The 12,866-nt window shown below is 68.8% G+C and carries 14 protein-coding genes; 1 reads left to right on the top strand and 13 read right to left on the bottom strand.

Going from position 1 to position 12,866, the window contains the following annotated elements; translation table 11 throughout:
• Window positions 1-27 precede the first annotated feature (27 nt).
• Window positions 28-681, top strand: a complete 654-nt coding sequence (locus C8D93_RS20610; protein WP_170123907.1) for a helix-turn-helix domain-containing protein — start codon at window positions 28-30, stop codon at window positions 679-681.
• Here C8D93_RS20610 and C8D93_RS04770 read toward each other — a convergent pair.
• The 13 genes from C8D93_RS04770 to rodA all read right to left on the bottom strand — a co-directional run bounded on the left by C8D93_RS04770 (window position 647) and on the right by rodA (window position 12,862).
• Window positions 647-2,395 carry a tetratricopeptide repeat-containing protein gene (locus C8D93_RS04770; protein ID WP_146216508.1) on the bottom strand — a complete coding sequence of 583 codons (1,749 nt, stop codon included), beginning with the start codon at window positions 2,393-2,395 and terminating at the stop codon, window positions 647-649. The two genes, C8D93_RS20610 and C8D93_RS04770, sit on opposite strands and share 35 nt — an antisense overlap.
• A 151-nt stretch (window positions 2,396-2,546) precedes the next feature.
• Entirely contained in the window at window positions 2,547-4,067 is a 1,521-nt protein-coding gene (locus C8D93_RS04765) for a ShlB/FhaC/HecB family protein (RefSeq protein ID WP_110264021.1), read from the bottom strand.
• A 77-nt stretch (window positions 4,068-4,144) separates the two neighbouring features.
• Window positions 4,145-4,879 carry an MlaA family lipoprotein gene (locus C8D93_RS04760; protein WP_110264020.1) on the bottom strand — a complete coding sequence of 245 codons (735 nt, stop codon included), beginning with the start codon at window positions 4,877-4,879 and terminating at the stop codon, window positions 4,145-4,147.
• A 43-nt stretch (window positions 4,880-4,922) separates the two neighbouring features.
• Entirely contained in the window at window positions 4,923-5,183 is a 261-nt protein-coding gene (locus tag C8D93_RS04755) for an STAS domain-containing protein (protein ID WP_211307207.1), read from the bottom strand.
• A complete protein-coding gene (locus C8D93_RS04750; RefSeq protein ID WP_170123906.1) occupies window positions 5,180-5,812 on the bottom strand; it encodes an MlaC/ttg2D family ABC transporter substrate-binding protein in 633 nt (210 codons plus the stop codon). The genes C8D93_RS04755 and C8D93_RS04750 overlap by 4 nt, the downstream gene beginning before the upstream one ends.
• Window positions 5,809-6,339, bottom strand: coding sequence for an outer membrane lipid asymmetry maintenance protein MlaD (gene mlaD, locus C8D93_RS04745; RefSeq protein ID WP_110264018.1), 531 nt, complete (start codon window positions 6,337-6,339; stop codon window positions 5,809-5,811). Before mlaD ends, C8D93_RS04750 begins: the two co-directional genes overlap by 4 nt.
• Window positions 6,340-6,369: 30 nt before the next feature.
• Window positions 6,370-7,137, bottom strand: a complete 768-nt coding sequence (gene mlaE, locus C8D93_RS04740) for a lipid asymmetry maintenance ABC transporter permease subunit MlaE (RefSeq protein ID WP_110264017.1) — start codon at window positions 7,135-7,137, stop codon at window positions 6,370-6,372.
• Entirely contained in the window at window positions 7,134-7,955 is an 822-nt protein-coding gene (locus C8D93_RS04735; RefSeq protein WP_110264016.1) for an ABC transporter ATP-binding protein, read from the bottom strand. The genes mlaE and C8D93_RS04735 overlap by 4 nt, the downstream gene beginning before the upstream one ends.
• Window positions 7,956-8,012: 57 nt before the next feature.
• Window positions 8,013-8,702 carry a lipoyl(octanoyl) transferase LipB gene (gene lipB / locus C8D93_RS04730; protein ID WP_110264015.1) on the bottom strand — a complete coding sequence of 230 codons (690 nt, stop codon included), beginning with the start codon at window positions 8,700-8,702 and terminating at the stop codon, window positions 8,013-8,015.
• Window positions 8,703-8,712: 10 nt separating this feature from the next.
• Window positions 8,713-9,849 (bottom strand): D-alanyl-D-alanine carboxypeptidase family protein, encoded by a 1,137-nt coding sequence (locus C8D93_RS04725; protein WP_110264014.1) that lies wholly within the window; start codon window positions 9,847-9,849, stop codon window positions 8,713-8,715.
• Window positions 9,850-9,909: 60 nt separating this feature from the next.
• On the bottom strand, window positions 9,910-10,731 hold the full coding sequence (locus C8D93_RS04720) for a septal ring lytic transglycosylase RlpA family protein (protein WP_170123905.1): 822 nt from the start codon (window positions 10,729-10,731) through the stop codon (window positions 9,910-9,912).
• The gene (locus tag C8D93_RS04715) at window positions 10,731-11,741 is read right to left on the bottom strand and encodes a lytic murein transglycosylase (protein ID WP_110264013.1); all 1,011 of its coding nucleotides are present in this window, start codon (window positions 11,739-11,741) and stop codon (window positions 10,731-10,733) included. The genes C8D93_RS04720 and C8D93_RS04715 overlap by 1 nt, the downstream gene beginning before the upstream one ends.
• Entirely contained in the window at window positions 11,738-12,862 is a 1,125-nt protein-coding gene (gene rodA / locus C8D93_RS04710) for a rod shape-determining protein RodA (RefSeq protein WP_110264012.1), read from the bottom strand. The genes C8D93_RS04715 and rodA overlap by 4 nt, the downstream gene beginning before the upstream one ends.
• Between the last annotated feature and the right edge of the window lie 4 nt (window positions 12,863-12,866).

Here is a 12,866-nt window from a genome sequence, read left to right as displayed (position 1 = left end):
CTCACAGTTCCCGGGGGGCGAACGACGATGAGCATCTTCGATCAGCCGGCAGTTCAGCGGCTCGTCGCACAGGCCGGCAAGCGGACGTTCCGTCCGCGTCAGTTGATCCTGCGGGGGCCGGACGCGTCGCAGGTTCACTTGATGCTCGAAGGTTCGGCGAGCCTGATCCTGGAGCACGATGGCGGTCAGCACGCCGTTCTCGGCTATCTGTCGCCGGGCGATTTCTTCGGCGAAGGCGCGCTGTGCGAGCCGCGGGTGGGCGAGGGCCTGGCGGTACGGGCCCGCGGCTTGGCGGCGGTTGCGTCGGTCGATGCCGAGGGGTTCCGGCGCATGGTGAGCGGCGACCCGGCATTCGCACTCGCCCTGATCGATCAGCTCACACGGCGCCTGCATCGCCGTCATCGGCAGATAGCAGACCTGTTCTTTCTCGACGCGACGGAGCGCGTGCGGCGGACCTTGTGCGAGCTGTGCTCGGACTCGCAGGCGCAGACGGTTGCCGACGGGGTGCTGCTCCACATCAACCGGCTCGAACTCGCCGCGATGGTCGGATGCTCGCGCGAGATGGTCGCGCGGGCGCTACGCACCCTGGAGGCGGAGCAGGTGATCCGGACCGAAGGACACGAGGTCCTCGTCCGCCTACCGGACGTCAGCGAGCCGGCCGGCGGCTCGGCGCCAGGCTGAAGAGTCGCACGCGCGCGTTGTCCAGCGGCACGTCGCCGGCGTAGGTGGGCGCTTCGTCGGCCGACTCCTGCACCAGCCGCGCAGCGAAGGCCTCGGTGGCCAGCACGAGACCGGCGGGCACCTGCGTTGCCAGTTGCCCGGCACGCAGGAGTTCGGAGCCGAAGGCGGCCGGACGGCTCTCGACCGGATCGTCGCCGACGTAGACCGGCCCGAAGTGCAGCAGGGTCTGCAAGCCGAGCCCGGCGAACGATGACTGCTCGCCCTGCACGTCGACGAGGATGGCATGCAGCCGGTGAGCCAGCTGCATCAGAGCGCGCGCGTCCATGCCGATGAAGCGCAGCGAATTGCCCAGGCGCCGTCGCTCGATCAGACGGGTGTCGGCGGGATCGAACGCTTCGGCGAAGCCGCCGACCACACGCGTCCAGCAACGCGGGTGATCGGCGTCCGCAAGCGTGTCGATGCCGTTGAGCCGTGCCTCGAGCACCGCGACCAGCCGGCGTTCTCGCACGCCCGGCATGCGAGGCTCCTCCGACAGCGGCACCTGAGGGTCGAGCAGGGAGCGCTCCTCTTCGCGCAGTCGGCCGGCGTCCGGTGCGTCGATGGCAAAACCGTCTGCCGCCGGACGGGCCTGCAGTGCAAGCCAGTCGGACCGCAGCGGCGTCGGCATCAGCCGCGACAGTCCCAGGGACCGGGCCAGCAGGCCTCTGCGCTCCCACTGCGGCTCGCGGTCGAGATAGCCCGTGACGAAGCTGGTCTCGTTCGTGTTGGCCAGCGTCTGCGCGAGACGCATGGTCCATGCGGCGCCGTGCCGTTCCTGCCAGCGTGTCATCGCCGTCTCGCGGTTGCCCGGCAGCGCCGCATGCACGTGGGCGCCGTGCAGCTGCAGGTAGACCGCGACCCAGAGGTCGGACGGCGCAAGTACGGCGAGATGAACCATGGCGCCATCGAGTCTCAGCGGCGGCGGCGCGAGCTGGCGCAGGTGCTGTTCGAGCAGCCTCTCCGGATCGGGCGTGGCAAGCGCGTCGGCCAGCACCCAGGCCTGCGGCGGCACGCGCAGCAGGCCGACGATGTCCTTGGGGCAGCGTCGCTGACGGCCGATCAGGCGCAGCTGATGGACCGTTCGTGCGCGGGCGCTGCGATGGTCCGGAACCAGGGTGTCGGCACGATGCAGGGACTCGCGGCAGCGTTCGTGCTCGCCGAGCAGCAGTGCCGCCTCGGCGTGCGTGACGAGCACGTTGTACTGCTCGAGCGGATCGCGGCTGTCGGCGCTCTGCGTCATCGCCAGCACGTCACGGGCAATCGCTTCGGCGCGGCTCGTATCGCCGGCGAGCAGAAAGGTGGTGGCGGCGTTGACGGCACTGAAGTAGCCACCGGTCTTCTGGAACGCCTGCCAGTACGCCTGGGCCGCGCGGGCGTACATGAATCCGGCGGCGGCGCTGTCCTGTTGCGCGAGATCCTTGAACAACCGGCCTTCCAGCGCCAGCCAGTCCTGGTCCGGCTGCGGATGCGCCGTGCGGTGGTAGCGATCGAGGGCCTGCTGCGCATTGCCGCAGTGCGCCAGCGCGAGCACGGCGCGGTAGTCGAGATCGGGGTCGCGGATGCCGCGCGCGATGGCGCGCTCGACGAGTTCGAAGCACTGCAGGGCATTGCCGGCGCGCAGCGCAGCGTCGGCATCGGCGACGACGGCGGCCACGCCGTCTCTTGCCGGGTTCATCGAACCTTGGCTCGCGCCGGTACGAGCCGGTCTCGGGCCTTGCTGCACACGTCGACGTTCACGTCGCCCCCTTGGGTGCTGCGTCGGGCTACTGTAACAGCGTGTCAGCCCGGCGGCCGCTCGCGTGTAGGACAGGACTGTGGGCGGTCGCTCAGAACGCCAGCGAGACCTGGAAGAACAGGTCGGCGCGCAGGGCGTCGCGCTCCGGCTTTCTGTCGTCGGGTTCCTGCAGGGGAGTCGCGGCCACCAGGCGGGCGGTGAGGTGTTCGCGCTCGATGCCGAGTTCCATCCCGGTATCCACGAGCACGTCGGCGTTCGAGGTTCCGGCGTCGCCGTGATCGAGATGGCCGCCGCCGGCCTCCGCGAACCACCGCGGTCGCAAGGTCCAGCCGGATACGCTGTACGGGCGACCTGCATGCAGACGCAGCAGATAGCCGCGATCGGCGACGATCACGCCGGGCAACCATGCGGCCAGCGTCTGGTCGCCACCAAGCACCCACTGCTGCTGCCGGGGCAGCGTCTGCCGCGCGAACTGAGCCTGCAGGTCCGCGCCCAGCGTCCACTGCGCGAGCGATGCCGGTCTGAGCGCCAGGCTCAGCGAAGGGCGCAGGCTGAGAAAGTTCGCCCTTGGCAGCGGGCCGCTGGCGGCGTCGGCAAATCGCCCGTCGAGCCCGATGTCCGCCATGGCGGCGAGCTGCCACTCCAGCGGCCAGCGCTCCGCGTCGATGCACGTGGCGCGGGCGAGGCTGATCTGCGCGGCGATGTATGACTGTTCGAGCAGTGGCGTCGACAATGCCGTGGCGACGACATCGCGCGACGCGGTCGCGCGGACGCCGGCGACCCAGCGCGTCTCGAAATCGGCGTAGGGGAGTCCGGACCAGCCCACGGTCACGCTGGACACGCGACCTTCGGGTGACGAGCCTGCCGACGACTGCGTGTAGTCGGCACGACGGCCCTCGACGGCGAACATGCCGTACGTCGAGACCAGCCCGACACTGCCCGCGTGCTCGCGGTAGATCCGTTCGCCGTCGAGACTCTGGCGCCGTTGCACACGCAGCTCTGCGCCGCCCCCGCCCAGTGTGATTTCGGCATCGATGAAATCGCGGCCGACGAAACGGTTGCCGGGGTTGCCCGCCCGCAGGTGCAGGCGCGGGCGAGAAGGCGAATCCGCCGTCGTCGCGTCCTCCATCCCGAGACGGAACAGCCCGGGGCCGCTGCCGGGATCGAGTCGCAGCCGGAGATGCCGTCCGCTGCGTTCGGCATGGACGCTTGCGAGCGCCCGCGCCGGTTCGAGATCTGCCGCGCGCAGCACGTCCTGGCCGGTCAGGTTCCCGAAGTACCGATGCAGGCCCGCAGGGCCTGCGACCGACTCGACGCGACCCGGCACCACCAGCAGGTGCAGGTCGCGCCCGAGGCGTGTGTAGAACACCTGTGCCGCGGGATACCCGGCACGGTAGTACGCCATGGCAACGGCGCGCACCGCATCGGAGGGCGTAAGGGCGGATGCCAGCGCCGCGTCGACAAGGGCCTCTGCGATCGGCGGACCGTCGGCGATATGGATGCGACTGCCTGCGAAGTCGTAGGCGCGGACGTCTTCGGCCTCGCCGTACGCGCGAATCTGCAGCTCGGCAAACGGCAACGGCGCGACTGGCGGCGGCAGATCGATGCCCACGCGGCTCCCCCTGTGCGGTTCCCGTCCGCACGCGCGGAGTCAGGATGCCTGCCGTGCCTCCGGCTGCCAAGTCGCGGTCAGTCTTCGGGTAGTTCCGGTTCCAGCAGTTCCGGCGGCGGGTTGCCGTCGTAGACCTGATTGAGTCGCCGCTGCAGGTAGGCGGTGCGGACGAACACGTAGGGATCGAACTGCTGCGCGAGCACATCGTCGAAGTCGAGCAGGCGCGAGCGGCCGTCGATGATGTTCACGCCCATCAGGGCGATCCGCTCTTCGTCGGAGATGCCGTCGGCGTACTGCAGCGGGTCGGTCCAGTTGTCGCCGATGCGGCCGACCAGATCGCGGTTGGTCGTCGGGCCGAGGAAGGGCAGCATCAGGTACCAGCCGTCGCCGACGCCCCAGCGGCCCAGTGTCTGCCCCAGATCCTCGTCGTTCTTCTCGAGCCCGACCAGCGTCGCCGGGTCGAGGAAGCCGGCCAGGCCATAGGTGCTGTTGAGCACGAAGCGCCCGGTGTCGCGCGTGGCCTGCAGGAACTTGCCCTGCAGAAGGTCGTTGACGATGACCGTGGGGTAGAACAGGTTGTCGAAGAAGTTGGCGATGCCGGTTCGCACCGGCGACGGGACGACGGCGACATAGCCCTTGGCCACCGGCCTCAGGACGTAGCGGTCCGCCGTCATGTTGAACGCGTAGATCGGGCGGTTGATCCGCTCGAACGGGTCCTGTGGCTCGTAGGGTGAATTGTGGGCGCAGGCCGACAGCGCCAGCACCAGCCCGGCGAACGACACACGCAGACTTCCCGCGGCGAATCCTTTCATCGTCTCCTGTCCCCCCGATCCCCTGCGCCGCCGGCCGCGTGCGTCAGGAGGCGTCGACGCCGAGCAGCGTGTCGACGCCGAAAAAGCCGAGCAGGCCGCGCAGCTGCGACGGTGCGCCGACGAACTCGAGCGATCGCCCCGTGCGCTGTGCGCGGCGTTTCATTTCCAGCAGCAGCGCGATGCCGGCGCTGTCGAACTGGCGCACCTCGCTCAGGTCGACGCGGCCGTCCGCGATCAACTCGTCGGCGCGCGCATAGCCCTGCGCCGCACGCTCGAAGCTCAGCGCGTCGGCATCGAGCTTCACTCCGCGTTGTCCTCGTCGCCGACGACCAGCTGGCCGGCCTTGATGCGCTCGATCACCTGCGGGATGCCGTTGCGCTTGATCTCGGAATCGAGCTGCGTGCGGAAGTTGAGCACCAGCGAGATGTTCTCGGCCTTGATGTCCCAGATCTTCCACTCGTCGCTGTCCTTGGCCTGACGCACCGAGAACTCGATCGGGATCGGCGGCTTGCCCGGTTCCTTGCGGATGATCGTGGTCGCGACCGTGCCGCGCTTGCCGCTCAGGCGCGCCGGCTTCACCTCGATCTCGATGCTGTCGTAGTACTCCAGCAGCTTGTCCGCGTAGGTGCGGATCAGCATGTCCTTGAATGCCGTTTCGAACTCGCCGATCTGCTCCGGCGACGCTGCCTTCAGATGGCTGCCGAGGATGACCTTGGCGATGTACGTGGTGTCGAAGTGCGGGACGATCTTTTCCTCGACCATCGCGTAGAACGCGGCCTTGTCCTGCTGGTAGGTCGAGAAGTTCTCGGCGATGTCCGCGCGCACCGCGTCGGTGGCGTCACGGATGATCGCGTCGGGTGCCGTCGCCTGCGCGGTCGCGGCCAGCAGCAGGCCGGCGAGGGCGGCGGTCAGTCGGGTCAGCGTTCGCGTCACGGCTTGTCTCCTTTGGATGCTGCCAGCGAGTCGGCCAGCTTGCCGATCGCATCGGCGAGCTTGTCGTCCTCGCCCTCACCCTGCCCGGCCAAAAACTGGCCGATCAGGTTCTCCAGTACCAGCGCGCCCTGCGTCAGCATCAGTTCGCTGCCGTCGCTCAGGTGCTCGTCCATGCCGCCGGGCTCCAGCCCGATGTACTGCTCGCCGAGCAGGCCGGCGGTCAGGATCTTGGCGCTCGAGTCCTCCGGAATGCGGTTGAAGCGCTCGGAGATGTCGAGCGTGACGCGGGCTTCGAAGGTATCGGGGTCGATCTCGATCGACCGCACGCGGCCGATCTTGACGCCCGCCATCGTCACCGCCGAACCCGCCTTGAGGCCGCCGATGTTGCCGAAGCTCGCAGTGACCGCGTAGGTGTCGCCGTTACCGACACTGTCGAGGCTGGCGACACGGAACGTCAGGACGAAGATGGCGGCGACGCCGAGGCAGACGAACAGTCCGACCAGAATCTCCAGCGCTTTGGATTGCATGGGCGAGGTCCTAGGGTCGATAAGAAGCCGTTAACCGAACATGAACGCGGTGAGGATGAAATCCAGCGCCAGGATCGACAGCGACGAGACGACGACGGTCGAGGTGGTGGCGCGCGACACACCTTCTGACGTGGGTGCTGCGTGATAGCCCTGGTACACCGCGATCCAGCTGATGGCGGCGCCGAACACCAGCGCCTTGAAGAAGCTCTGGACGATGTCCGTCACTTCGACGCTGCTGCGGATCTGCGACCAGTAGCTGCCGGAATCGACGCCCAGCAACTCGACGCCGATCGCATGACCGCCGGCAACGCCGATCGCCATCACGCAGAAGATGCCCGACAGCAGCGGCATCGCGATCAGGCCGGCGACGAAACGCGGTGCGATCACGTGACGCATCGGATCGACGGCCATCATCTCCATCGCCGAGAGCTGGTCGGTGGCACGCATCAGGCCGATCTCGGCAGCGAGCGCCGAACCGGCGCGGCCGGCGAACAGCAGCGCGGTGACCACCGGGCCCAGCTCTCGCACGATCACCAGCGCCACGAACACGCCCAGCGATTCCTCGGCGCCGAAGCGGATCAGCGTGCGGAAGCCCTGCAGCGCCAGCACCATGCCGACGAAGCTGCCGGACAGCACGATGATGATCAGCGACAGCACGCCGACGCTGTAGATCTGCTGGACCAGCAGGCGCGGACGCAGCAAGGCGGCCGGCACGGCGGCGAGCATCGAGAGCAGGAAAAACTGCGCGCGGCCGAGGCCGGCGAGAAACGCGGACAGCACCTGCCAGATGCCGTTCATGGCGTGCCTCCGAGAAGGTCCTGCTGCAGCGTCGGCCCCTTGTAGTGGAATGCGATCGGGCCGTCATGGCGGCCTTCGAGGAACTGGCGCACCAGCGGCGATTCGGAGGCGCGGATCGCGTCCGGCGTGCCGTGGTCCAGCACCTTGCCGCCGTGTACGATGTAGGCGTAGTCGGAGATCGACAGCACTTCCTCGACATCGTGCGAGACGACGACGCTGGTGATGCCGAGAGACTGGTTGAGCGAGCGGATCAGGCGCATCAGCACGCCCATGCTGATCGGGTCCTGGCCGGTGAAGGGCTCGTCGTACATCACCATGTCGGGGTCGAAGGCGATCGCACGCGCCAGCGCGACGCGGCGCGCCATGCCACCGGACAGTTGCTCGGGGTAGAGCTGCGCCGCGCCGCGCAGGCCGACGGCCTCGAGCTTCATCAGCACGATGTCGCGGATCAGCGGTTCCGGCAGCCTGGAGTGCTCGCGCAGCGGAAAGGCGACGTTGTCGAACACCGTCAGGTCGGTCAGCAGCGCGCCATGCTGGAACAGCATGCCCATGCGCTTGCGCATGTCGTAGAGCTGCTTGCGCGACTGCTTGTGCACGTCCCGCCCGTCGAACAGCACGCTGCCGGATTTCGGCCGCCATTGGCCGCCGATGATGCGCAGCAAGGTCGTCTTGCCGGTGCCGGACGGGCCCATGATCGCGGTGACGCGGCCGCGGCGGATGTCGATGTCGACGCCATCGTAGATCGGCCGCGTCTCGTAGCCGAAGCGCAGGTCGCGCACGCGCACCAGAACATCGTCAGTCGGGTCGGGGCTGCTCATCGCGGGGGCTGTCTGCGCGGCTGCCGACGGGCGGCCGTAAGGGTCGGGAGGGACGGATCAGCGCCCGATTGTAGCCGAGGCCCGCGCTTCGTCCGTGTCGGACGTCACTGCACCGTAGCCGAGCCGGTGGATCAGGGGGGCGAGCAGATCGTTGCCGACGGTGGCGACGCTGTCCGGGCCGCCGAGATCGCGGACCTGGGTCATGCGCTGGCCCTGGTAGCCGCAGGGGTTGATGCGCGAGAACGGCTCGAGGTCCATCGCCACGTTGAGCGACAGGCCGTGGTAGGTGCGGCCGCGCCGCACGCGCAGCCCCAGCGAACCGATCTTCGCGCGGCCGGGCAAGCCGCCGGCGTCATCGACGTAGACCCCCGGTGCGGCCGGGTCCGCCGCGGCGGCAATACCGTAGCCGGCCAGCACGTCCACCATCGATTGCTCGATGTGCGTGACCAGGCTGCGGATGCCGTAGCCGCGGCGGTGCAGGTCGACGAGAAAATAGACGACGAGCTGACCGGGACCGTGATAGGTAATCTGGCCGCCGCGGTCCGACTGCACCACCGGGATCGAGCCGGGCGCCAGCAGGTGCTCGGCCTTGCCGGCCTGGCCCTGTGTGAACACGGGCCGGTGCTCCAGCAGCCAGATTTCGTCCGCGGTGCGCTCGTCGCGCGCGTCGGTGAAGGCGCGCATCGCCGCGAACGTCTCGGCGTAGTCGCGCAGGCCGAGTCGGCGCACGACCGGCTCTGCGCTCATACGGCCTGCCTCAGATGTCGAGCCACAGCCGGATCGTGTCCACGAGCTGCGTGAACAGGCTGCCCTTGGCCAGCGGTTGCAAGGCCGTCAGCGGAACCGTGCGCAGGGTCTTGCCGTCCACGCTCAAGGTGACCGAGCCCAGCGTCTGGCCGGCCGCGATCGGCGCGATCACCGGCCCGACGACCGTCGGCTGGACATCGAGGCGGTCCGCGGTGCCCCGCGGCAGCGACAGGGTCACCGTCTGGGCCACGCCGACCGGCAGTTCGGTGGCGTCGCCCTTCCATGCGCGCAGGCGCAGCACCGGCTTGTCGGCACCGAACAGGGCGACGTTCTCGTAGAAGCGGAAGCCGTAGTCGAGCAGCGCCTTGGACGCCCGCGCGCGGCTGCGCGGACCGTCGGTGCCCATGACCACGGAGATCAGTCGCCGGCCCTCGCGCACCGACGAGGCGGCGAGGCAGAAGCCGGCGGCTTCGGTATGCCCGGTCTTGATGCCGTCGGTGCCCGGGTCCATTTCCAGCAGCAGGTTGCGGTTCTGCTGACGGATGACTCCGCGGTGTCCGAAGCTGAATTCGCGTTCGGAGAAACGGCGGTAGTCCTCGGGAAAGTCGCGGATCAGCGCGTGCGAGAGCAGGGCGACGTCATAGGCCGTCGTGTAGTGCTCCGCCGCCGGCAGCCCGGTGGCGTTCTCGTAGTGCGTGCCCTTCATGCCGAGGCGCGCGGCATGCTTGTTCATCAGCTGTGCGAACACGGCCTCGTCGCCGGCGATGTGCTCGGCGATGGCGACGGTGGCGTCGTTGCCCGATTGCACGATGCTGCCCATCAGCAGGTCCTCGAAGCGCACGTGCTTGCCCACTTCGACGAAGGTGCGCGAGCCCTCGGTACGCCAGGCCTTCTCGCTGATCAGCACCTGGTCGTCGAGCGTCACGTGGCCGCGCGCCAGCTCGTCGAAGGCGACATAGGCGGTCATGATCTTGGTGATGCTCGCCGGCTCGACGCGCTGCATCGAGTTGAAGTCGGCAAGAACCTGCTGGCTGGCGAAGTCGTAGAGCACGTAGCTGCTCGCCTCGATCTGCGGCGGCGTCGGCAGCTGCGCGTGCGCGCTCGCGGACAGGCCGAGCAGGAGGAGCAGTCGGATGAGTCCCTTCATGGCTGAGAGTCTTCGGTGCGGCGGGTGAGGGTGGTGGGCGGGCGCCAGTCTACCGATGCGCTACTGGCGCATCCACGTTGCGGCAAAGCCGGCAGCCTGCAGGCGCAGGCGCGCGGTTTCGGCACTGCGGGTGTCGACGAAGGGGCCGAGCACCACCCGGTGCACGGGCTGGTCCTCGCCGTCGTCGATGAGGATCTGCGCATCGCGGTGGCCGTGGCGGGCCAGTTCCTCGCGCATCACCACGGCGTTGATCGGATCGCTGTAGGCGGCGATCTGCAGCCAGCTCTCGGCTGGGCTCGCCGGTTCGAGCGGGTCGATCGCCACGACCTCGACTTCGGTGCTGCCGTGGCCGAGCATGTCCAATTTCGCCGCGGCGGCGTACGACAGGTCGATCACGCGGCCCTTGTGGAACGGACCGCGATCGTTGATGCGCACGACGACGCTGCGGCCGTTGTCGAGCCGGGTCACGCGCACGTAGCTCGGCAGCGGCAACGTCTTGTGCGCGGCCGTCATGCGGAACATGTCGTAGGTTTCGCCGTTGGCGGTGCGGTTGCCGTGAAACTTCTTCCCGTACCACGAGGCGATCCCGCGCTCGCGAAAACCGCGCGCATCGCTGAGGACACGATAGGTCTTGCCGAAGACGCTGTAGACCGGCGAGTTGCCGCCGCGCGAGCGCGGTTCGGCACGCGGCACCGCGTCCGGGATGCTGGCGATGTCGTCGGGAACCTCGTCGGGGTGCGGTGCGACGTCATGCTCGAGCGCGTAGCGACCGGCATTGGGGTTGTCGCTGCGTGCGGCGGGGCGTGACTTGGGGGCCGGTGCGCCGCAGCCGGCCAGTCCCAGCATCAGCAGCAGGGCGATGGCCCGCGCCGGCAGGCGCATCAGTTGGAGGGCTCCAGGCTGGCGGCGTGCGCCTGTTCGATACGCTGCGCCAGCTGGGTCACGGCCATGCCGTAGAACACACGGGGGTTGTACGACATCACCGAATAGAAGTTCGGCAGGGCCAGCCAGTATTCGCGACCGTCGCCGTCCAGCGTCAGCTCCACCAGCCCAACCCGCGTCTGCGGCGGCAGTTCGGTCTTCGCCTCGACCCCGAGCTTGCGCAGTGCCGCGACGGTGTGGGTCACGTTGCGGGCGTTGACCGCGAGGTTCGCGGGCAGCGGCCCGGTCACCCGCGCCTGCACCACCAGCGGCTCGCCGCGCTGCCAGGCGCGTGCGCGGTCGTAGCGGGTGAGATAGCGGCCGATGGAGCCGATCGCGTCGGGCATGGACCACAGGTCGCGGCGGCCGTCGCCGTCGAAATCGACGGCCAGCCTGCGGTAGTTGCTCGGCATGAACTGCGCGGCTCCCATCGCTCCCGCATACGATCCCTGCGGCACCGTCGGCGCGTAGCCGAAGTCGCGACAGAACGCGAAGAACTCGGCCAGCTCGGAGAGGAAGAAGGCATGCCGCGTCGGGTGATCGAACCCCTGCGTCGACAGGGCGTCGAGCACGCGCACCGAGCCGGTGATGCGGCCGTAGCGCGTCTCGATGCCGAGGATGCCGGCGATCACCGCTGGCGGAACGCCGTACTCCGCCTCGGCCCGCGCGAACCAGTCGCGGTGGGTGCGCAGCAGTTCCGCGCCGTTCGTGACGCGGCCTTCGTCGATCCGGCGGGCGTACTGGGTCCAGGTCTCGGTCTTCTCGGGTGCCTTCTGTTCGCGCTCGACCAGCTGCGGCAGGCGTTCGGCCGCCGCCAGCGACGTCTTCACCCAGTCGAGTTCCTGCGGGCTGAACGAGAACTCGGTTTCGAGCCGCTTCAGCAGTTCCGGCGCACGTGCGTGGCCACCGTAGTCCGCAGCGGCAGGAAGGGCGCAGGTGAGCAGCAGCAGGGGGGCGAGGCGCGGCATCATTTGGCGAGCAGTTTCCGGTGAGTCTGGATCGACATGAGAATACCGAAGCAGGCCAGCAGCGACACCGCCGAGGTGCCGCCGTAGCTGAGCAGTGGCAGCGGCACGCCCACCACCGGCAACAGGCCGATGACCATGCCGACGTTGATGAAGATGTAGATGAAGAAGGTCATCGCGAAGGCGCCGCCGAGCAGGCGCTGGAAGGTGTCCTGGGCGCGCAGCGCGATCCACAGGCTGCGGCCGACGATGGCCAGATACAGCGCCAGCAGCAGCAGCACGCCGAGCAGGCCGAGCTCCTCGGCGTAGACCGCGAAGATGAAGTCGGTGTGCGACTCCGGCAGGAAGTCGAGCTTGGCCTGGGTGCCGTTGAGCCAGCCCTTGCCGAACAGGCCGCCGGAGCCGATCGCGATCTTCGACTGGGTGATGTGATAGCCCGCGCCGAGCGGATCGCTCTCCGGGTTGAGCAGCGTCAGGATGCGCTGGCGCTGGTAGTCGTGCAGGCGCTCCCACAGGATCGGCGCGGCGGCGCCGATGGCGGCCAGTGCGGTGAGGATCCAGCGCCATTGCAGGCCGGCGAAGAACAGCGCGAAGCCGCCGGCGGCGATGATCAGCAGGGAGGTGCCGAGATCGGGCTGGATCATGATCAGGCCGGCCGGCAGGCCGATCAGCAGCAGCGTGAAGCCGATCGTCAGCAGGCTCGGCGGCAGGCGTCGGTGATGAAGAAATGCCGCGACCGTCATCGGCATCGCCAGCTTCATGATCTCGGACGGCTGGAAGCGGATCACGCCGAGGTCGAGCCAGCGCTGCGCCCCCTTGGCGTGATCGCCGAGCAGCAGCACGAGCACCAGCAGCACCAGCGTCACCAGGTAGGCCCACGGCGCGAAGCTGCGGTAGAGGTCCGGTGGCGCCTGTGCCACGGCGACCATCGCGATCAGGCCGAGAATCAGGCGCTGGACCTGGCTCCACACCGCCGGCACCGAATGCCCGGACGCCGAGTACTGCACGAACAGCCCGATCGTCGCCACGCACAGCAGCAGCAGCAGCAGCGGCAGGTCGACGTGCCAGGTCTCCAGCCAGTCGCCGAGGCCGGGTTCGGGCTTGCGCGGGCGCGAGCCGTGCAGCATCTGC

Origin of the sequence: Sinimarinibacterium flocculans (assembly GCF_003201205.1) — a bacterium.
GTDB classification, from domain to species: domain Bacteria; phylum Pseudomonadota; class Gammaproteobacteria; order Nevskiales; family Nevskiaceae; genus Solimonas; species Solimonas flocculans.
The sequence above is the reverse complement of the archived record's forward strand: the minus strand, read 5'-3'. Positions and strand labels throughout refer to the sequence as shown.

Excerpts from the sequence above, each read along its gene's own strand:
- C8D93_RS20610 (WP_170123907.1), top strand. The coding sequence starts at position 28 with ATGAGCATCTTCGATCAGCCGGCAGTTCAGCGGCTCGTCGCACAGGCC.
- C8D93_RS04770 (WP_146216508.1), bottom strand. The coding sequence starts at position 2,395 with ATGAACCCGGCAAGAGACGGCGTGGCCGCCGTCGTCGCCGATGCCGAC.
- C8D93_RS04760 (WP_110264020.1), bottom strand. The coding sequence starts at position 4,879 with ATGAAAGGATTCGCCGCGGGAAGTCTGCGTGTGTCGTTCGCCGGGCTG.
- mlaD (WP_110264018.1), bottom strand. The coding sequence starts at position 6,339 with ATGCAATCCAAAGCGCTGGAGATTCTGGTCGGACTGTTCGTCTGCCTC.
- mlaE (WP_110264017.1), bottom strand. The coding sequence starts at position 7,137 with ATGAACGGCATCTGGCAGGTGCTGTCCGCGTTTCTCGCCGGCCTCGGC.
- C8D93_RS04735 (WP_110264016.1), bottom strand. The coding sequence starts at position 7,955 with ATGAGCAGCCCCGACCCGACTGACGATGTTCTGGTGCGCGTGCGCGAC.
- lipB (WP_110264015.1), bottom strand. The coding sequence starts at position 8,702 with ATGAGCGCAGAGCCGGTCGTGCGCCGACTCGGCCTGCGCGACTACGCC.
- C8D93_RS04725 (WP_110264014.1), bottom strand. The coding sequence starts at position 9,849 with ATGAAGGGACTCATCCGACTGCTCCTCCTGCTCGGCCTGTCCGCGAGC.
- C8D93_RS04720 (WP_170123905.1), bottom strand. The coding sequence starts at position 10,731 with ATGCGCCTGCCGGCGCGGGCCATCGCCCTGCTGCTGATGCTGGGACTG.
- C8D93_RS04715 (WP_110264013.1), bottom strand. The coding sequence starts at position 11,741 with ATGATGCCGCGCCTCGCCCCCCTGCTGCTGCTCACCTGCGCCCTTCCT.
- rodA (WP_110264012.1), bottom strand. The coding sequence starts at position 12,862 with ATGCTGCACGGCTCGCGCCCGCGCAAGCCCGAACCCGGCCTCGGCGAC.